We start from the raw sequence: 17,240 nt of genomic DNA on the forward strand, positions 1-17,240 counted from the left end.
AGCAAGCCATGGAACGTTTGTCCGTTGTCGTCGAAGCGTTGCAGCCTGCGTGTGCTCCGGCACGCTTTTCCAGTGAACAACTGGCCCAGGCCCGGGCTCGGGCCGGCACCTGTGGAGAACGCGTCCTCGACGCTCTTTGTGTGCTCTGCGAACTGGCGCCGATGCCGTTCATTGCCAGCCTCGGCGCTACCCTGCATTACCCGGTGCTCGACACCGATGCCCTGTTCCAGGCGACGCCGGTGTTCGATCGGGTCACCTTGGCGCAATGCCTCAAACGTGAATTCATCCTGCTGCGACACAACGACGAAGTCATCGGTGTGTTCGCCGACCCCTTCGACACCGCGCGCCTGGCCTGGATCGATGAATGCCTGCATGGCGCACCGCTGTATCTGGTGCATGCCGACGACCTCAAGGCTTATCTGGCCCGCCACGAAGAAAGTTTCCACGCCGTCGAATCGCTCAACGCCCAGGCTGACGCCGGCAGCGAAACCGACACCCTGCAAAGCCTGTCGCTGACCAGCATCAGCGAAGACTCGAGCGTGGTGGTGAAACTGGTCAACTCGACCCTGTACGACGCGCTGAAAATGCACGCCAGCGACATCCACCTCGGCACCACCGGCAACGGTCTGGTGATCAAGTACCGGATCGACGGCGTGCTCAACAACATCAGCAAGATCCAGGGCAGCGAGTTCGCCGAGCAGGTGATTTCCCGGGTCAAGGTCATGGCCGAACTGGACATCGGCGAAAAACGCGTGCCCCAGGACGGACGCTTCAAGATCGGCATCAGCGGCCGGCAGATCGACTTCCGGGTGTCGATCATGCCGAGCATCTTCGGCGAAGACGCGGTGCTGCGGGTGCTCGACAAACAGGACCTGGCCGACAAGGTCTGCGGCGTGCAGCTGCAAGCACTGGGCTTTGAAGACGAAACCCTGCGCCAGCTGCGGCGTCTGGCCGCTGAACCCTACGGCATGGTGCTGGTAACCGGCCCCACCGGCAGCGGCAAGACCACCACGCTGTACGCGATGATCACCGAGATCAACCACGGCGTGGACAAGATCATCACCATCGAAGACCCGGTGGAATATCAGTTGCCCGGCGTGCTGCAGATCCCGGTCAACGAGAAAAAGGGCCTGACCTTCGCCCGCGGCTTGCGCTCGATCCTGCGCCACGACCCGGACAAGATCATGGTCGGCGAGATCCGCGACCCGGACACCGCACAGATCGCCGTGCAATCGGCGCTCACCGGGCACCTGGTGTTCACCACCATCCACGCCAACAACGTGTTCGACGTGATCGGTCGTTTCACTCAAATGGAAATCGACCCCTACAGCCTGGTCTCGGCACTCAACGCGATTCTCGCCCAACGCCTGATCCGGCTGGTGTGCAGCAGTTGCAGCACACCGGCCACCCCGAGCGACGAGGAACTGCGCGCCTCCGGCCTCGACCCGCACAAGGTCGGCCATTACCACTTTGTCCACGGCAAGGGCTGCGGCCACTGCCGGGGCAGCGGCTATCGCGGACGCACGGCGATTGCCGAGCTTCTGCACCTGGACGACGAACTGCGGCAGATGATCGTCGAGCGCCAACCCATTACCCGGATCAAAGCCCTGGCCTGCGCCCGTGGTTTGCGCCTGTTGCGCGAATCGGCGCTGGAGCTGGTGGAGCACGGTCGGACCACGCTGGAGGAGATCAATCGTGTCACTTTTATCGCGTGATCACTTTATCGCCGTGCTCGGCGCCAGCGGTGTCGGCCTCGGCCAGCGCCGGGGCAACGACACCCTGTGGCTGGGCAGCGTCGGTTACATCGACGAAGGCTTCCACAGTTACGCGGTGGCGCTGGACACCCTCGATCGCTTGCTCGGCGAACACGCCCGCGCCGGTGCCGAGCTGAGCGTGGTGATCTCCGGGCACTTCAGCCGCTTCTGCCTGGTGCCGTGGAGCGAGCAGATCAGCACGCCAGAGGAACTGCGCGGCTTGGCTCAACTGTGCTTCGAAGACCTGTTCGGCGCGCCGACCCAACCCTGGACGCTGGTGCTGTCCGCGGAGCCTGCGGGGCATGACCGGATTGCCAGTGCCTTGCCGCAGGATTTGCTGGAACGCCTGCGCACGCAGGTCACGGGTCGCGGCCTGCGCCTGCGCTCGGTACAGCCGTACCTGATGACCGCGTTCAACCGCTTCGACAAAAGCCTCGATGGCGGCGACTTCCTGTTCGTGGTCGCCGAGCCACAACGCAGCGTGCTGTTGCTGGCAAGGGAAGGGCGCTGGTCGTCGGTGCGTTCGGTGGGCGGCAGCGACAGTGACGCGGCGCTGACGGCGCTGATCGGTCGCGAACGGCAACTGCAAGCCTCCACCAGCGAACGTGCGTTCAACGTTTATCTGCACGCCCCGGCGCGCCTCGATGCGCAACCGGAGGTGGCGGGGGTGCGCCTGCGCACTCTCGAAGACAACTCGATGACCGTGCGTGACGCCTTGTACGTCATGTCCCGGGCGGTGGCCTGACATGCGCGCCTTGAACCTGGACTTCCAGCCCCGCCCGCGTTCCGGCCCTTTGGGCTGGAGCCTGCTCGGCGGCGGCGTGTTGCTTGCGCTGGTGTGCTTCGGCGTGCAGCAGCACCTCGGCGATCAGGCCGAACAACAGCAGGGTCACTTGCAGCACACCCAGCGCCAGCTCACTGGCGACAGCGGCAGCAAGACAACGCTGAGCCCGGCGGAAACCCGCGAGCAGGCGCAGAACCTCGCCGAAATGCGCAAGGTCTCGCAGCAACTGCGCCGGCCCTGGGAACGCCTGTTCGCCATGCTCGAAGCCATGCCGCGCGACGACATCGCCTTGCTGACCCTGACCCCGGATGCGCGCAAGGGCCAGGTGCGGATCAGCGCCGAAGCGCGGGATCTGCAAGCGATGCTGGATTTCCACAAACGGCTGGAGGCCAGTGACGAGCTGTCCGACGTGTCGCTGCTGAGCCACGAAATCGTCGTCAAATCGCCGGAACAACCGGTGCAATTCAACCTGTCGGCGACCTGGGAGATAGGCGATGCGAATCCCTAGACTGATCGTTCACGAATACCTGCAAGGCCTCGGTGTTCCGGGTCTGGCCGGTCTCGCGCTGCTGCTGGTCACGGTTGCCTGGGCACTCGGCGGTTTGCTGCCGGGCTGGCAATCGCTGCAACAGCTCAGCCAGCAAACCCGGGAAGCCAGCGAATACCTGGCCAAGGTTGAGGACGGCAGCATCGCGCCGCCCGTGGTGCCGCAGCGTCAGCTCGATGATTTTCGCAACAAGCTGCCGGCCCAGCCGCAGGCCACCGTCGCCATCGACCGCATCTACGCCCTGGCCGCGCAGGAGCACATCACCCTGGCACGCGGCGAATACGCCCTCGGCGTCGATCCCAAGACCCATTTGGCGCGCTACCAGATTCTGTTGCCGGTGCGCGGCAGCTACCCGCAACTGCGCCGCTTCCTGCACGCCTTGCTCGGCCAGTTGCCGGCGGTGGTGGTGGAAGACGTCGAGTTCCAGCGCAAGAAGATCGCCGACACCGACCTCAGCGGCCGGATCCGTATGACCCTTTACCTGTCGAGGTCGTGATGAACACCAAGCGCATAACAGGGTGGGTGGCGTTCTTCGGCGTGGCGGCGGCGCTGGCCTGGTTACCGGAATATTTCTCGCCGAGCGACGAAGCGGATTCGACCGAGGTCGCGGTGACCCGCCCGGCAAAAGCCACCGCCCGTGGCGCCTTGCCCGCCAGCAGCGCCAAGGCGAATGCAGCGCCGATCAAGGACCTGAGCCCGGCCGGCGACCTGTTTGCGAGCAAATCCTGGAAGGCCGCACCGACCCTGGCGACGGTCACCGAACAAGCGATCAACCCGACCCCGATGGTGCAAGCCCCGAGCCTGCCACCGGTGCCGTTCCAGTTCGTCGGCCGCCTGCATGACCGCAGCGACCTGCAGGTGTTTTTGCAGGACGGCGAAAAAATCTACGTCGTGCGCAACGGGGATGTGATCGACGACACCTGGAAGATTGCGGCGATTTCCGACGCGGAACTGAGCCTGGTCTACCTGCCTCTGCATTTGTCGCAGACCTTGTCTGTGGGGAGTACGCAATGAACAGATCCCGTTTGCTGATGAGCCTTGGCCTGTGCGCCGGGCTGGCCGCGTGCAGCTCCGCGCAGGTCGCCAACAAAGAGGCCGCCGACCTGATCGAGCAGGGGCAGTACGAGGCGGGCCTGGCCCGGATCGAGGAAGGCTTGCGGGAAAATCCGCGCGACACCGAGCTGCACCTGCTGCTCAACAGCGGTCGCGCCAAGGCGATCACCGCGCTGCTGACCTCCGGTGACACCGACCGCGCCCGCCGCGATTTCGCCTCGGCCCGCACCGCCTACAGCCGGGTGCTGACCATCGAGCCGAACAACCGCCGCGCCCAGGATGCCCTGCGCCAGCTCGACTACCTGCGCAGCATGGACGAGAAACTGGAGCTGGCCCGTGGCGACCTGCGCCGGGGCGACATCTACGGCGCCGACCGCCAGGTCAAACAGATCCTCGAACTCGACCCGAAAAACGACGGCGCACTGGAGCTGCAAGGCAACATCCGTCTGGTGCAGAGCCGCAACGTGATCCAGTACCCGCAACTGCGCACCCGGCTCGATCGCCCGGTGACTCTGGAATTTCGCGACGCCAATCTCAAGACCATTTTCGAAGTGCTGTCGCAGGTCGCCGGCCTGAATTTCATCTTCGACAAGGACCTGCGCCCGGACATGAAAGCCACGATCTTCGTGCGAGACGTACGCATCGAAGACGCCGTGCAACTGCTGCTGCAACAGAACCAGCTGCACCAGAAAGTGGTGAACGAAAACACCTTGCTGATCTTTCCGGACTCGCCGCAGAAGTTGAAGGACTATCAGGAGCTGGTGATGCGCACCTTCTACCTGACCAGCATCGACGCCAACACCGCGCTGAACATGATCAAGACCATGCTCAAGACCCGCGACGTGTTCGTCGACGAACGCCTGAACACCCTGACCATGCGCGACACCGAAGACGCCGTGCGCATGGCCGAGAAACTCCTGCAATCGCAAGACCAGTCCAACCCCGAAGTAGTGCTGGAAGTGGAAGTGATGGAAGTCGCCACCCAGCGCATTCTCGACCTCGGTCTGCAATGGCCAAACACCTTCGGTGTGGTCAACAGCGACGGTTCGGCGGTGAGCATTCTTGATCAGCTCAAAGGCATCAACTCCAGCCGCATCTCGATCGCGCCGTCGCCGCAAGCCAAGATCAATGCGCAGGACAACGACATCAACACCCTGGCCAGCCCGGTGATCCGCGTCAGCAACCGCGAACAGGCGCGCATCCACATCGGTCAGCGGGTGCCGATCATCAGCGCCACCTCAGTGCCGTCGACTCAAGGCCCGGTGATCACCGAAAGCGTCACTTATCTCGACGTCGGTCTGAAGCTCGAAGTGCAACCGACCGTTCACCTGAACAACGAAGTGGCGATCAAGATCGCCCTGGAAGTGAGTAACGCCACGCCGCTGGAACCGACCCGCCAGGGGACGATTCCGGTGCAGGTCGATACCCGCAACGCCCAGACCTCGCTGCGTCTGCATGACGGCGAAACCCAGATCCTCGCCGGCCTGATGCGCAACGACCACGGCGCCACCGGCAACAAGATTCCGGGCCTCGGCGACATTCCAGGACTGGGCCGTTTGTTCGGCAGCAACAAGGACACCATCGGCAAATCGGAACTGGTGCTGTCGATCACCCCACGGATCGTGCGCAACCTGCCGTACCAGAGCCCGTCGGACATGGAATTCCCCACCGGCACCGAAACCAGCATGCACATCCAGGCGCCGGACCGTTCGCAGAACTACACCATGCCAGCGCCTGCCGCGCAGCCTCGTGCAGTCGGTGAAGCGGCCGTGGCCACCACCCGTGTAACCGTCGAGAAGCCTTGATCATGAACGCCTCCCAACGCGGTTTTACCTTGATCGAAGTCGTGGTGACGCTGGCCCTGATCGGCCTGCTGGCCGGCATGGCCGCGCCGCTGACCGAGACCCTGGTACGGCGTGGCAAGGAGCAGGAACTGCGCACCGCGCTGTATCAGATTCGCGATGGCATCGACGCCTACAAGCGGGCCTTCGATGCCGGCTACATCGAGAAGTCGCTGAACAGCAGCGGTTACCCGCCGAACCTGAAAGTGCTGGTCGAAGGCGTGCGCGACGTGCGCAGCGCCAAGGGTGCGAAGTTCTACTTTCTGCGCCGGATACCGCGGGATCCGCTGGTGCCGGCCAAACGTGACGACAACGGCGGTTGGGGCCTGCGGGCCTACGACAGTTCGGCCCAGAACCCCCGCGATGGCGAGGACGTGTTCGACGTCTACTCCCACGCCCGGGGTAAAGGCCTCAACGGCATCGCGTACCGCGAGTGGTGATTCTCATGCGTCGGCAAAAGGGTTTTACCTTGCTCGAGCTGATGGTGGTGATGGCGATCATCGCGACCCTGATGACCATCGCCTTGCCGCGCTACTTCAACAGCCTCGAGGCCTCGAAAGAGACCACGTTGCACCAGAGCCTGTCGGCCATGCGCGAGGCGCTGGACCACTACTACGGCGACACCGGGCGCTATCCCGATTCCATCGAGCAACTGGTGGAAACCCGCTACCTGCGCAATGCGCCGCTGGACCCGATCACCGAACGCAATGACCAATGGGTGCTGATCGCGCCGCCGGACGGCGTGGCGGGCGGCGTCGCCGACATCAAGAGCGGAGCTACCGGGAGGGCGCGTGATGGCAGCCAGTATTCCGAGTGGTAAGCACGCGCAGCAGGGTGGGTTCACCTACCTGGGCGTGCTGTTCCTGATCGTGATCATGGGCATGGGCCTGGCCAGCGCCGGCGAGTTGTGGTCGACCGTGTCGCGCCGTGATCGCGAGAAGCAACTGCTGTGGGTCGGCACCCAGTACGCCCAGGCGCTGCGCAGCTACTACCGCAGTTCGCCGGGGCTGGCGCAGTACCCGAAAGACCTGGCTGACCTGTTGCAGGACGAACGTTTTCCGGAGCCCCGACATCACCTGCGCCAGCTCTATCCCGATCCGATCGGCGGCGGGGAATGGGCGTTGCAACGGGGCTTCGACGGACGCATCACCGGGATCAACAGTCCGTCCACCGAGGTGCCGTTGAAGCAGGCGGACTTCCCGTCGCAGTGGTCGGATTTCGAAGGCATGCAGCGTTATTCGGACTGGCAGTTTGTGGCCGAGAAAGCCTTTCTCGATGGCGCCGGCTCTGGCAACGCAGGCCCTGCCAAGGGCCAGTCAGCCCTGCCGCAGGCGTTGCAGCCATGAGCCGGACATGGTGGTGCGCGTTGATCCTCGCGGCCGTGGCGTCTTTCGCCAGCGCCGGCGAAGAAGACGAAATGATGGGCTTCATCGTCGACGACACGATCTCGCACATCGGGCACGACTTTTACTACTCGTTCAGCGAACGCCTGCGCGACACCAGCCGCATGGATTTCAACCTGGTGGTGCGCGAGCGCCCCGACGCACGCTGGGGGAGCCTTGTGACCGTCGAGTATCAACAACGCCTGGTGTATCGGCGCTTCCTGCCGCCGAACACCGTGGAACTGAAGGACGAGGCCTACGAGGCCGCCGACTCGGTTCGACTGGAAGTGGTCCGGCGCAAGCTGGAAGCCTTGTTGCAGGACACCACCGACCTTGAGAAGGACGAACTATGAACACGACAACGTTCTCACGGCGCAGCGGATTCTGGATCTCGGGGTTGTTGATCGGGCTTGCCAGCGCCGCTGCCGTCCAGGCCACCGAACTGGTCTACACGCCGGTCAACCCGTCGTTCGGCGGCAACCCGCTCAACGGCACCTGGCTGCTCAACAACGCCCAGGCGCAAAACGACCACGACGATCCGGACCTCAAGAAGCGTTCGACGGTGGCCGGCACTTCGGCCCTCGAACGTTTCACCAGTCAATTGCAGTCACGGTTGCTGGGGCAACTGCTGGACAACATCTCCACCGGCAACACGGGGAGCCTGTCCACCGACGCCTTCATCGTCAACGTGGTCGACGACTCGGGGGCGCTGACGATTGAAGTGACCGACCGAGCGAGCGGCGAAGTTTCCGAAATTCAGGTGAACGGCCTCAACCCATGACGGGATGACGGTTCCGGGGAGTGATGGACATGAAAAAAATAATAGCGCTAGGGCTGATGTTGGCAGCATTACAAGGGTGCAGTCTGCGCGAGCCGATGCCGGCCGAGCAGGACACCGATACTCCGACCCTGACCCCCAGGGCCTCGACCTATTACGACTTGCTGAAAATGCCGCGACCCAAGGGCCGGCTGATGGCGGTGGTGTACGGTTTCCGTGACCAGACCGGGCAGTACAAGCCGACGCCGGCCAGTTCCTTTTCCACCAGCGTCACCCAGGGCGCGGCGTCGATGTTGATGGACGCGATGCAGGCCAGCGGCTGGTTTGTGGTGCTCGAGCGGGAAGGGCTGCAGAACCTGCTGACTGAACGCAAGATCATTCGTGCTTCGCAGAAAAAGCCCAATACGCCGGTGAACATTCAGGGCGAGCTGCCACCGTTGCAGGCGGCGAACATGATGCTCGAGGGCGGGATCATCGCTTACGACACCAACGTGCGTAGCGGTGGGGAAGGGGCGCGGTATCTGGGGATCGATCTGTCCCGTGAGTATCGGGTCGATCAGGTCACCGTCAACTTGCGCGCGGTGGATGTGCGTAGCGGGCAGGTGTTGGCGAACGTGATGACCAGCAAGACGATTTATTCGGTGGCGCGCAGTGCGGGGATTTTCAAGTTTATCGAGTTCAAGAAGTTGCTTGAGGCTGAGGTCGGGTATACGACGAATGAGCCGGCGCAGTTGTGTGTGTTGTCGGCGATTGAGGCGGCGGTGGGGCATATGGTGGCGCAGGGGATTGAGCGGCATCTTTGGCAGGTGGCGGGGGATGCTTCTACCCCGGGTCAGGATGATGTTTTGAATCGGTACCTGACTCAGAACAAGGTTGATCCGGAGGCTGAGTGAACTTGGCGGCCTTTGGGCCGACCAGGTTCTCTGGGTGGTCTGGGTGAATATCCGTTTCTTAGGGTGTTGCGGCTGGCGGTTTCGCCCTTACGGCGAGTCCCTTTTGCAAACGCCCAAAAGGAACCAAAACGCTTGGCCCCGGCGTTCGGCCCCTCGCTGGGGCTCGGGGTTCCTTCGTTCCAGGATTCATCCGGGGGCATCGCCTCCGGTTTGCTTCGCTGCACCTCCTCTCGATGTGTTCGACTTCGTCGAACGGTCGCTGCGCTCCCACCCCCGGATAAATCCCTCCACTCAGCCTTCCGAAGGGGCCAGCACGTCAAAAGCTTTACTCGAGCTAACGCTCATTGTTTGGTTTGGTGTGGGCGCAGACTGTGTAGGTGGGGTTCGTTGTTTGGTTTGGTGGGGGCGCAAGAATGTGTAGATGGTTTTGATTTTTTGTTTTGAAAGCTTTAGTTCAACTCGATAGTTCAGGTCGATGTAACTCGAATGAACAACTCGGTCGGCTCCCTCTCCCCCCGGGAGAGGGCTGGGGTGAGGGCCAGCGTCCTAAAATCTGTTTAAAAACGTGTCCGAATACACCGAACCTTCCCACAAGGTTTTCAGGTTGTCCGTCGGAAGCGCGGGCTCTAGCCTGTTTCGGTCGCTGCCAATTCAGTGATCGGGATTGGAAACCCCGACTAGAACCGAGCGCACAAGCGCTGTTCATAACGTATGCTTGCGCACCTTGAAAAGTGTGCACTCCGTTATGGCGGCTGTGCGCGGGAGACCTTCGGGTCAACCGGGTTCTCCGTTCCCCGGGTTTCCAGCCTGCGTACAGCTGCCACCCCTTCGTTCGGAAACCGAATGGGCCAGCTTCATTTCAGGATCGGAGATTCACCATGTTCAAACCAACACCCAACCCACCCGAAACCCAAGCCAGTCTCGAAACCGACCCAACCTCCCCATACACCTCCGCCCACTCCAGAAAACTCCACGAAGCCGCCGAACGCGCCCTCGATCATTACCTCTGCCCCGGCGCCCACATCATGGGCAGCGTCAACGAACCCGCCCCGATGTACCTCGCCAACCCGGCCTACAACACCGAATCCCTGCTCGCCAACGCCAGCGAATCCCTGGGCTCGGCCAGCGAAATGCTCAACAACTTCGCCGCCACCCTCGACCCGGCCCATCGCAAGACCGCCCTGGGCATCGCGCAGATCCTCATGCTGGGTGAACTGGCCGTGAATCAGGCCTTGGATCACGTCGAGCTGAAGGACTGATCCAGCACATCCCCAATAAAAAAACGCGACCCAGCAATGGGTCGCGTTTTTCACATTCAAACTGGAGTCACTATGGATCCCCTTATCTCCGCAATCGTTTCAGACTTCGAAAGCGAAGAGCAGGCCGCCAGCTACGACCGCTCATCGGTTGCAAGCTCGCTTTACCAGATTCAGCGCGAAGACGCGGTCAGAGAAATGGAGTATTGCGATTAATCATGATTAACTTCGATTCAATTTGTGTGAATGACCGGCTAAATCAATCGTCGCGGTTAGACTGTTATCGAGTGGCTTGTCTATTCACCTCAGCAGTCGCCCGAGGAGTTAATCAAATGGCTACCCCCGTAAAAACCCGTTCTGTGACCGCCCATGTTCCTGTGCAATTGGCTGAGAAAGTCGATTTGATGGCTGAAAGACTGGAGCGGTCGCGCAACTGGATCGTAAAGCAAGCCCTGAGCGCGTGGATCGATCAAGAAGAAGAACGCAGCCGTCTGACCATGGAAGCGCTGGCCGATGTGGATGCTGGTCGCGTCATCGACCACCAGGCCGTTCAGGCATGGGCCGATAGCTTGACGACAGATAATCCATTGCCGGTACCGCGTTAATGGAGTTGCAGTGGACCAGTAAAGGGCTTTCTGATCTGGCCAGACTTTACGAGTTTTTGGCAACCGTGAACCAACCCGCAGCTGCACGGACGGTACAGCAACTTACAGCAGCTCCAACAATGTTGATCGGTAACCCGCGTTTGGGTGAGCGGCTGGAAGAGTTCGAACCACGTGATGTACGACGGATTCTGGTGGGGCATTACGAGATGCGATACGAGATCGTGGGTTCTGTCATTTACTTGCTACGGCTCTGGCACACGCGTGAGGATCGATAAGCCGTACTGGATAACCTATCGCTCTTACCATATTGAAGACACTATTTTGGATAGTTCACGATCACTGGAAATCGAACGCGCAGTGTTCGACAAATTTATCGGTCATTGGGAACAGGGGTTGTTTGAAGGGCAGCGTCTGGGTCAAGCGTTCTACAATCACTTTCGGCTGCATCGGGTGAGCGATCAGTCTTTGCTGATGGGGCTTTACGAAGCAGATGGCAAGAAGGCACGTAATGAGATACGGCGCATTTTTCATCTCGGATGATGGCGATCCGATCACTCACGTAAAAGCCGCGATGCTTTACAGCAATCGCGGCTTTTTTGCGCCCAACACTTACTGCTGCAAAACCGTCGCCTGGTTAGCCGACCCAAACTGCTGAATGGTCGCGGTCTGCGTCATCCCGCTCTGATCCACGTTGGCAATGTTCCCCGTCCCGCCCTGGGTCACGTACGCCACGTTCATGGTGTCAGCCTGTTTCACGGTGATCATGTTGTCGCTGCCATACAGCTGCGCGGTGTACGCCTGGTTGCCGGCGCCGGATTGATCGAACTCGGCACTGTTGCCGGAGCCGTTCGACGAGCCCTGAACCAGGTTGGTGGTGCCGCGTTGATCGGAGATCAGGATGTTGTCGCTGCCGTTCTGGTCGAAGTACAGCTCGTTGTAGGAATCCGCCTGGCTGACCGTGGTCTTGTTGCCGGTTCCGGTCTGATTGGTGGTCATGATGTGGCCGACGCCGTCCTGGGTGAAGCTGGCGATGTTGCCGTTACCCGCCTGGGTGACGGTGGCGCGCTGGTTGCTGCCGAACTGGCCGCCGTGTTGCGGGCCTTTCCAGTTGCTGGCGTAGACCTTGTTGTCGTTGCCCACGGAGGTGGCGTTGAGTGTGTGACCGTCGCCGCTCTGGTAGGTGAAGTGCACGTTGCCGTTGCCGACTTGATAGAGCGCCAGGGTCGAGTTGACCGACTCGAATTGATCGGCGTAGATGGCGTTGGTGTTGCCGACCTGGGTGATGGCGGCGGTGTTGTTTTCGCCGAAGCTCTGGTCGACCACGGTTTCGTTGCTGTCGCCGTACTGGTTGACGGTGGCCTGGCTGGCCAGTTGCGAGTCTTGCCAGATTTCGCTGCCGTTGAGGTTGCCGAACTGGTTGATGGTGATGTTGCCGCCAGTGCCGTTGCGCTGGTCGGCGTAGCCGTAGTTGTTTTCGCCGGCCTGGTTGATGCCGATCTGGCCGCCGTTGTGGGTGACCTGTTCGGCGGTGCCGTAGTTGGCGGTGCCGTATTGGGTGATCACCGAGCTGTTGCCGCTGCCTTCGTACAATTGCTCGATGTTGGCTTCGTTGCTGTCGCCGAACTGGAAGGTCTTGCCTTCGCTGCCGTTCTGCGAGTCCTGGTAGACGAACGAGAAATTGCCGGTGCCTTGCTGCTGTTGCAGGGCTGTGTTGGGGGCGCCGAAACCCAGCGACTGGCTGGCGTGGGTGGTGTTGAAGGCGCCGACCTGTTGCTGGGTGATGGTGCCGTTGTCTTCATAGAGTTGCTCAGCGTAACCGGCGTTGTAGTCACCGACCGCGTCCTGGGTGATGACGCTGCTGGCGGTGTCTTGCACGGCGGCGGCGTCGTTGCCCTGGCCCATTTGGGTCTGGGTGGCGCTGCTGAACGGGGCCTGGGTCTGCTTGACGTTGGCGATGTTGGCGGTGCCGAGCTGGCTCTGGGTGGAAAGGCTGTCGTCGGCCATGGCCTGGGCACTGATCATGACCAGGATGGCGGCGGTGAGGGGCGTCAGTTTGAACATGATGAACTCTCCGATGATTGCAGTGCTTAGCGGTATTGCCTGACCGAAACGCTCATGCCGTTGCCCGACTGGGTCACGGCGCTTTGCAGCCCCGTGCCGGCCTGCTCGATGCTGGCGTCGTTGTTGTTGCCGTTTTGCGAAATCTGCGCGCGGTTGTGGCTGCCGGTTTGCGTGATGGACGCGGCGTTGCCGGAGCCGTTTTGCGTGATCAAGGCCATCAGGTCGCTGCCTTGTTGCAGGATGTACGCCTCCTGATTGCTGCCCGACTGCACGATCTTGCCCAGCAGCGACTGACCGTTTTGCGAGAGCAGCGCGAGGTTGACCTGGCCGTTCTGGTCGATCAGGGCTTGCTGGCCCACGGGGGGCGGCAGCTCGCCGAGATCGGCGCTGTTGGGCGCCAGGTCATCGTTGTCCATCAGGTCGTCGGCGCGCACGCCCGCACTGACGCACAGGGCGAGCAGGCAAAGCAGGGCGGCGGTCGGCGTGTTCATGGCGTGATCCTGTCTGGGGTTAAGCGTCGAGCGTTGCCCCGCCAGCCCGAAAGCAGGCGGGGCGCAGCCTTACAGCGTGGTCACCGACACCGTGCGCACGGTGCCCTGGGACGAACGGATGGTGGCGGTCGGGTTAGCCGACGGCACGACCAGCGTGTTGTTCAGCGTCAGCCGCCAGCGTCCGGTCACCGGTACCGTGGTTGTACCCAGCGTTACCAGCCCGGTCGGGGTGGTGACCTGCACGGTGATGGTGTTGCCGGTGGTCACCGACGAGGTACCGGTGAAGTCCCAGTTGAAGCGTCCACCTGCCCGCGCCTGCACCGTTGAAGCGGTAACGGTGAAAGTCTCCGCCGCAGGCCGTGGCGACACTTGCACCGTGACGGTCGCCGGCGTCGACTGGGCGCCGAAGCTGTCCCGGGCGATGTAGGTGAAAGTCGTGGTGAAGGCCGTGGTCACGGTGGCCGGTGGGGTGTAGGTGATCACCGTGCCGTCGGTGCTGACCGTGCCGCGTCCTGCCGGCGGTTGGGTCAGGCTGGCGACGCCCAGCGGTGTGTTGCCTTCCGGATCGGTGTCGTTGGCCAGGACGTTGATCGGGATCGCGACACCGAGGGTGGCGACGCTGTCGGCGACGGCGGTCGGTGGTCGGTTGGGCGCGACGGTAACCGTCACGGTCGCCGGGTTGGCCGAGGCCAGACCTTTGCTGTCTTGCGCCTTGTAGGTGAAGGTCGTGGTCAACGGTGTCGTCACCACGGCTGGCGGGGTGTAGACCACCGACGTGGTGCCGTTCAGGGCTACGGTGCCTTGGCCGGCGGCCGGTTGAGTCAACGCGGTGATGGTCAGCGGCACGTTGTTGTCCGGGTCGCTGTCGTTGGTCAACAGGCTGAGGGTGATGGGTACGCCGAAGCTGGTACTGCCGGTGTCGGCGACGGACAGTGGCGCCTGGTTTTCACCGGTGTCCGGTGCTGCACCGACCACCACAACCGGCTCGGTGTCGCTGCCGCCGGCGGCGGATTTGACCGTGACGGTGGCAGGTGGCTGGGTCAGGTCGGCGACGGTGATTTTTTGCAGCGTGCCGGTTTTCGACAAACGTCCGTAGCCTTGGGCAACCATGTCCGGCACCGCGACTTCATCGGTCGACGTGGCCTCGATCAGCAGGCTGTGATTGGCCCAGCTGTAGCGGGCGGTCTGGATTTTCACCACGTCGGTGAGCTTGGCCGAGACGGCCGTCGGACGGGTAGTGCCGGCCGGGTTGGTCGCGGTCACGACCACCACCGACGGCAGGGTGCCGGTGCCCAGGCGCTGGCCGAAGAACAGCCCGTTGTTGTCACCCAGCAGACTGGTCTGGCACGGCGTCGGCGGTGGGCCGGGCAGTAACGCCAGGGTTTCGCGGAAGCACAGGGTCGTGCTGCTGTCAGCCTTGGCGAACACCTCGGCGCGCACACCGGCCGAAGTCCGGCGATAGGTGGCGCGGTCGATGGCGACGTGGGTCTGCTGACGGTTGTCGAGGACCTTGCCGGCGACGGTGAACAGGTTGGTCTGAATCGAGCCAACACCCGACGGACCGTCGATCCGCAGGAAGTTGGTGTTGAACGGGCTGCCGGTCACCGCTTCGGTGAGGTTCGGGTCGCCGACGAAGGTTTCGACGTTGCCGGTGTCCGGGTTCACTTCGGTGTACGGGCCGTTGATGCTGCGCAGGAACGGGCCGATGGCGCCGTTGAGCGCACCGCTGAAGTCGCCTGGCGCGCCGATGCCGATGTCTTTGGTGATGTTGATCGCCCGCCTGCCCGGCGTGGTGACGTTGACGGTTTCGACACCATAGGGGTGGGTGATGGTGTAGGTGCCGGCCACGGGTACGTTCACCCGAATACGGATCCGCGCGAAGCTTTGCTGATCGCCATCCACCGGATTTCCTGAAGCGAACGCCGCTTCGATCCCGGCCACGTAGGCATCCACGCCGAAACCGGCGCCGTTGTTCGCGATGTTGGTTTCCGCCAGGAACCAGAAGGCCTCCGGCGGCCAGTTGTCGGGGAACACCATGGGCAAGGTGTCGTCGAAAACGCCCGGTTCCGGCAGCAGGGTGCACATGTACGCCGGCGGGGTGCTGACCGGCACCCGCGAACTGGCGGCGCGCGACTGGCAGAGTTCCATCGATAGTTGATTGTTGTCCTGGTACCACATCGGGAATTTCCCGGTGGCGAAGGTGTAGGGGCCGGGATCGACGGCGGCCAGTTGCGCGAACGCACTGCCGGTCAGCGAGATTGTCAGCCCGAGCGCGTTGAGCGCGAAGCGTGGCCACTTGTTCATGATGCCTCCTGATGCGGATCTGGGCATGTGAGCGTTCATTGCACGATGACCACTTCTTCGGTATCGCTGCCGCCGTTGGACGACGTCACTCGAACCCTGGCCGGTGGAATCGGCGTGATCCCGGTGGCCAGGGTTTTCACCGCGCCATCACCGCCCAGCGCACCGATGGTGGCGCCGGTGCCGGAGGTGGCGGTGAGCACCGGTGGCGAGGTTTCGTCACTGGTCGAGGCCACCACGGTCAATTGCCCGGAAGTGAGGCTGTACTCGGCGCGCTGGATCACCACCAGGTCGGTCAGGTTCATGGGCAGGGTCGTCGGCGAGCTGGTGGCGATCGCCAAGTGGTTGTCGGCGGTCACTTGCAGCACGGTCGGCAAGGTCGGGTTGACCGCTGATTGCGCATACCAGCTGCCGGTGCTGTCGGCTTCTGTCATGTTCACCACGGGCGTGCTGCTGGTGATCGCGGCGGTGCCCGGCGCGGGCGGCGCCTGGACGAACACGTCTTGCTGGGCCACCGGCGCACTGTCGCCCGGTTTGCGCGAGTAAGTGCTGCGCTGAGGAATCAGCGGAGTCGGCCGCACGACTGTCGACAACTTGCCGGACACGGCGAAGGTCGTGCTGCGCAGGTCTATGCCACCGGGGCCTTCGATGCGCACGAAATTGGTGTTGAACGGGCTGCCGGTCACGGCTTCGTTGAGGTTCGGGTCGCCGACAAACTGCTCGGCCGCGCCGGTCACCGGATTGGTCTCGGTGTACGGCCCGTTGACGCTGCGCAGGAACGGACCGATGTCACCCTTGAGCGCGCCGTCGTAGGTTTTCGGGGTGCCGATGCCGATGTCGCGGGTCATGTTGATGGCGCGGCGACCGGGGGTGTCGACGTTGAACACATCGACACCGTACGGGTGGGTGATGACGTAGGTGCCGGCGGTGGGCACATCAACCCGGATGCGGATCCGCGCGAAGCTGATCTGGTCGCCTTCCAGCGGATCGCCGCCACCGAACGCGGCTTCAACGGCGCTGACGTAAGTCAGATTGATGCCGCGAGCCGCATCGACGATGGAGGTATCGCCGGTGAACCAGAAGGCTTCATCGGGGAAGTTGGTGGGGAATACGAGCGGTTGTGTGTCATCGAACACGCCGGGGGTCGGCAGCAGCGAGCACATGTAGGACGGGGCGCCCGGCGTGCTCGGCACGCGGGAACTGAGTGCTTTGGACAGGCACAGATCCAGGGTGCGCCCGTGGCTGTCCTGATACCAGCTGGCGAAACCGCCATTGGCCGGCGTGTAGGGGCCGGGGTCGACGGCGAACAGAGCGGCCTGGGCAATGCCCTGGGCCAAAGCGCTCACGACCAGGACGGTCGCGGTTTTGGACAGTAAAGGGTGCATGAGTTAATCCCTCTATCGAAGTGCCTGCCCCTTGGGGGTGGGTCAGTTGCAGAGGGGCGTTTCAACTTCCATACCAACGGCTGCGCAACTGGCGCGAGAGGCCCGTGGG

21 protein-coding genes are annotated in these 17,240 nt (G+C 62.7%); 17 read left to right on the forward strand and 4 right to left on the reverse strand.

Translation table 11 applies throughout. The features are described from left to right. Window positions 1-8: 8 nt before the first annotated feature. From ACSPX5_RS05260 to ACSPX5_RS05340, 17 genes are all read left to right on the forward strand, one after another. Complete coding sequence (locus ACSPX5_RS05260; RefSeq protein WP_207868242.1) at window positions 9-1,715, forward strand: GspE/PulE family protein; 1,707 nt, start codon at window positions 9-11, stop codon at window positions 1,713-1,715. Further along, complete coding sequence (locus ACSPX5_RS05265) at window positions 1,696-2,499, forward strand: hypothetical protein (RefSeq protein WP_439821087.1); 804 nt, start codon at window positions 1,696-1,698, stop codon at window positions 2,497-2,499. The genes ACSPX5_RS05260 and ACSPX5_RS05265 overlap by 20 nt, the downstream gene beginning before the upstream one ends. Before the next feature lies 1 nt (window position 2,500). Further along, complete coding sequence (locus tag ACSPX5_RS05270; protein WP_007956129.1) at window positions 2,501-3,046, forward strand: PilN domain-containing protein; 546 nt, start codon at window positions 2,501-2,503, stop codon at window positions 3,044-3,046. After that, window positions 3,033-3,581, forward strand: coding sequence for a GspMb/PilO family protein (locus ACSPX5_RS05275; RefSeq protein WP_439821088.1), 549 nt, complete (start codon window positions 3,033-3,035; stop codon window positions 3,579-3,581). Before ACSPX5_RS05270 ends, ACSPX5_RS05275 begins: the two co-directional genes overlap by 14 nt. Next, the gene (locus ACSPX5_RS05280) at window positions 3,581-4,099 is read left to right on the forward strand and encodes a hypothetical protein (protein WP_207868248.1); all 519 of its coding nucleotides are present in this window, start codon (window positions 3,581-3,583) and stop codon (window positions 4,097-4,099) included. The genes ACSPX5_RS05275 and ACSPX5_RS05280 overlap by 1 nt, the downstream gene beginning before the upstream one ends. Beyond that, window positions 4,096-5,943: a secretin N-terminal domain-containing protein gene (locus tag ACSPX5_RS05285; protein WP_439821089.1), complete on the forward strand. Its 1,848-nt coding sequence runs from the start codon at window positions 4,096-4,098 to the stop codon at window positions 5,941-5,943. The genes ACSPX5_RS05280 and ACSPX5_RS05285 overlap by 4 nt, the downstream gene beginning before the upstream one ends. A 2-nt stretch (window positions 5,944-5,945) precedes the next feature. Beyond that, complete coding sequence (locus ACSPX5_RS05290; RefSeq protein ID WP_169429739.1) at window positions 5,946-6,419, forward strand: type II secretion system protein; 474 nt, start codon at window positions 5,946-5,948, stop codon at window positions 6,417-6,419. Between the two features lie 5 nt (window positions 6,420-6,424). Beyond that, the gene (locus tag ACSPX5_RS05295) at window positions 6,425-6,799 is read left to right on the forward strand and encodes a type II secretion system protein (RefSeq protein WP_169429740.1); all 375 of its coding nucleotides are present in this window, start codon (window positions 6,425-6,427) and stop codon (window positions 6,797-6,799) included. Continuing rightward, window positions 6,774-7,325 carry a type II secretion system protein gene (locus ACSPX5_RS05300; protein WP_439821090.1) on the forward strand — a complete coding sequence of 184 codons (552 nt, stop codon included), beginning with the start codon at window positions 6,774-6,776 and terminating at the stop codon, window positions 7,323-7,325. The genes ACSPX5_RS05295 and ACSPX5_RS05300 overlap by 26 nt, the downstream gene beginning before the upstream one ends. After that, the gene (csgE, locus tag ACSPX5_RS05305) at window positions 7,322-7,714 is read left to right on the forward strand and encodes a curli production assembly/transport protein CsgE (protein ID WP_439821091.1); all 393 of its coding nucleotides are present in this window, start codon (window positions 7,322-7,324) and stop codon (window positions 7,712-7,714) included. Before ACSPX5_RS05300 ends, csgE begins: the two co-directional genes overlap by 4 nt. Then, a complete protein-coding gene (locus ACSPX5_RS05310; RefSeq protein ID WP_007956141.1) occupies window positions 7,711-8,142 on the forward strand; it encodes a curli assembly protein CsgF in 432 nt (143 codons plus the stop codon). The genes csgE and ACSPX5_RS05310 overlap by 4 nt, the downstream gene beginning before the upstream one ends. A 29-nt stretch (window positions 8,143-8,171) precedes the next feature. Beyond that, the gene (locus ACSPX5_RS05315) at window positions 8,172-9,032 is read left to right on the forward strand and encodes a CsgG/HfaB family protein (RefSeq protein WP_115077264.1); all 861 of its coding nucleotides are present in this window, start codon (window positions 8,172-8,174) and stop codon (window positions 9,030-9,032) included. A gap of 878 nt (window positions 9,033-9,910) precedes the next feature. Then, window positions 9,911-10,291 carry a DUF6124 family protein gene (locus ACSPX5_RS05320; RefSeq protein WP_439821092.1) on the forward strand — a complete coding sequence of 127 codons (381 nt, stop codon included), beginning with the start codon at window positions 9,911-9,913 and terminating at the stop codon, window positions 10,289-10,291. Between the two features lie 72 nt (window positions 10,292-10,363). Continuing rightward, window positions 10,364-10,504 carry a hypothetical protein gene (locus tag ACSPX5_RS05325; RefSeq protein WP_439821093.1) on the forward strand — a complete coding sequence of 47 codons (141 nt, stop codon included), beginning with the start codon at window positions 10,364-10,366 and terminating at the stop codon, window positions 10,502-10,504. Window positions 10,505-10,620: 116 nt separating this feature from the next. Next, the gene (locus ACSPX5_RS05330; RefSeq protein ID WP_236196860.1) at window positions 10,621-10,893 is read left to right on the forward strand and encodes a CopG family ribbon-helix-helix protein; all 273 of its coding nucleotides are present in this window, start codon (window positions 10,621-10,623) and stop codon (window positions 10,891-10,893) included. Beyond that, a complete protein-coding gene (locus ACSPX5_RS05335) occupies window positions 10,893-11,168 on the forward strand; it encodes a type II toxin-antitoxin system RelE/ParE family toxin (RefSeq protein ID WP_439821094.1) in 276 nt (91 codons plus the stop codon). Before ACSPX5_RS05330 ends, ACSPX5_RS05335 begins: the two co-directional genes overlap by 1 nt. A gap of 46 nt (window positions 11,169-11,214) precedes the next feature. Further along, window positions 11,215-11,433 (forward strand): hypothetical protein, encoded by a 219-nt coding sequence (locus ACSPX5_RS05340; protein WP_439822001.1) that lies wholly within the window; start codon window positions 11,215-11,217, stop codon window positions 11,431-11,433. Window positions 11,434-11,502: 69 nt separating this feature from the next. Here ACSPX5_RS05340 and ACSPX5_RS05345 read toward each other — a convergent pair whose 3' ends face one another. The 4 genes from ACSPX5_RS05345 to ACSPX5_RS05360 all read right to left on the reverse strand — a co-directional run bounded on the left by ACSPX5_RS05345 (window position 11,503) and on the right by ACSPX5_RS05360 (window position 17,131). Continuing rightward, window positions 11,503-12,954 (reverse strand): curlin, encoded by a 1,452-nt coding sequence (locus ACSPX5_RS05345; protein ID WP_439821095.1) that lies wholly within the window; start codon window positions 12,952-12,954, stop codon window positions 11,503-11,505. A gap of 26 nt (window positions 12,955-12,980) precedes the next feature. Then, window positions 12,981-13,445 carry a curlin gene (locus ACSPX5_RS05350; RefSeq protein ID WP_323160865.1) on the reverse strand — a complete coding sequence of 155 codons (465 nt, stop codon included), beginning with the start codon at window positions 13,443-13,445 and terminating at the stop codon, window positions 12,981-12,983. A 69-nt stretch (window positions 13,446-13,514) separates the two neighbouring features. After that, on the reverse strand, window positions 13,515-15,749 hold the full coding sequence (locus ACSPX5_RS05355; protein ID WP_207868151.1) for an Ig-like domain-containing protein: 2,235 nt from the start codon (window positions 15,747-15,749) through the stop codon (window positions 13,515-13,517). A 35-nt stretch (window positions 15,750-15,784) separates the two neighbouring features. Next, window positions 15,785-17,131, reverse strand: a complete 1,347-nt coding sequence (locus ACSPX5_RS05360) for a hypothetical protein (RefSeq protein ID WP_169429748.1) — start codon at window positions 17,129-17,131, stop codon at window positions 15,785-15,787. Between the last annotated feature and the right edge of the window lie 109 nt (window positions 17,132-17,240).

This window comes from Pseudomonas sp. HLG18 (assembly GCF_051903985.1).
Lineage (GTDB): Bacteria > Pseudomonadota > Gammaproteobacteria > Pseudomonadales > Pseudomonadaceae > Aquipseudomonas > Aquipseudomonas fluorescens_BT.

Bases quoted from the DNA above. Each gene is read 5' to 3' on its own strand.
- ACSPX5_RS05360 (WP_169429748.1), bottom strand. From the start codon at position 17,131: ATGCACCCTTTACTGTCCAAAACCGCGACCGTCCTGGTCGTGAGCGCT.
- ACSPX5_RS05310 (WP_007956141.1), top strand. From the start codon at position 7,711: ATGAACACGACAACGTTCTCACGGCGCAGCGGATTCTGGATCTCGGGG.
- ACSPX5_RS05295 (WP_169429740.1), top strand. From the start codon at position 6,425: ATGCGTCGGCAAAAGGGTTTTACCTTGCTCGAGCTGATGGTGGTGATG.
- ACSPX5_RS05325 (WP_439821093.1), top strand. From the start codon at position 10,364: ATGGATCCCCTTATCTCCGCAATCGTTTCAGACTTCGAAAGCGAAGAG.
- csgE (WP_439821091.1), top strand. From the start codon at position 7,322: ATGAGCCGGACATGGTGGTGCGCGTTGATCCTCGCGGCCGTGGCGTCT.
- ACSPX5_RS05280 (WP_207868248.1), top strand. From the start codon at position 3,581: ATGAACACCAAGCGCATAACAGGGTGGGTGGCGTTCTTCGGCGTGGCG.
- ACSPX5_RS05330 (WP_236196860.1), top strand. From the start codon at position 10,621: ATGGCTACCCCCGTAAAAACCCGTTCTGTGACCGCCCATGTTCCTGTG.
- ACSPX5_RS05335 (WP_439821094.1), top strand. From the start codon at position 10,893: ATGGAGTTGCAGTGGACCAGTAAAGGGCTTTCTGATCTGGCCAGACTT.
- ACSPX5_RS05300 (WP_439821090.1), top strand. From the start codon at position 6,774: ATGGCAGCCAGTATTCCGAGTGGTAAGCACGCGCAGCAGGGTGGGTTC.
- ACSPX5_RS05345 (WP_439821095.1), bottom strand. From the start codon at position 12,954: ATGTTCAAACTGACGCCCCTCACCGCCGCCATCCTGGTCATGATCAGT.
- ACSPX5_RS05260 (WP_207868242.1), top strand. From the start codon at position 9: ATGGAACGTTTGTCCGTTGTCGTCGAAGCGTTGCAGCCTGCGTGTGCT.
- ACSPX5_RS05315 (WP_115077264.1), top strand. From the start codon at position 8,172: ATGAAAAAAATAATAGCGCTAGGGCTGATGTTGGCAGCATTACAAGGG.
- ACSPX5_RS05285 (WP_439821089.1), top strand. From the start codon at position 4,096: ATGAACAGATCCCGTTTGCTGATGAGCCTTGGCCTGTGCGCCGGGCTG.
- ACSPX5_RS05355 (WP_207868151.1), bottom strand. From the start codon at position 15,749: ATGAACAAGTGGCCACGCTTCGCGCTCAACGCGCTCGGGCTGACAATC.
- ACSPX5_RS05350 (WP_323160865.1), bottom strand. From the start codon at position 13,445: ATGAACACGCCGACCGCCGCCCTGCTTTGCCTGCTCGCCCTGTGCGTC.
- ACSPX5_RS05270 (WP_007956129.1), top strand. From the start codon at position 2,501: ATGCGCGCCTTGAACCTGGACTTCCAGCCCCGCCCGCGTTCCGGCCCT.
- ACSPX5_RS05275 (WP_439821088.1), top strand. From the start codon at position 3,033: ATGCGAATCCCTAGACTGATCGTTCACGAATACCTGCAAGGCCTCGGT.
- ACSPX5_RS05290 (WP_169429739.1), top strand. From the start codon at position 5,946: ATGAACGCCTCCCAACGCGGTTTTACCTTGATCGAAGTCGTGGTGACG.
- ACSPX5_RS05320 (WP_439821092.1), top strand. From the start codon at position 9,911: ATGTTCAAACCAACACCCAACCCACCCGAAACCCAAGCCAGTCTCGAA.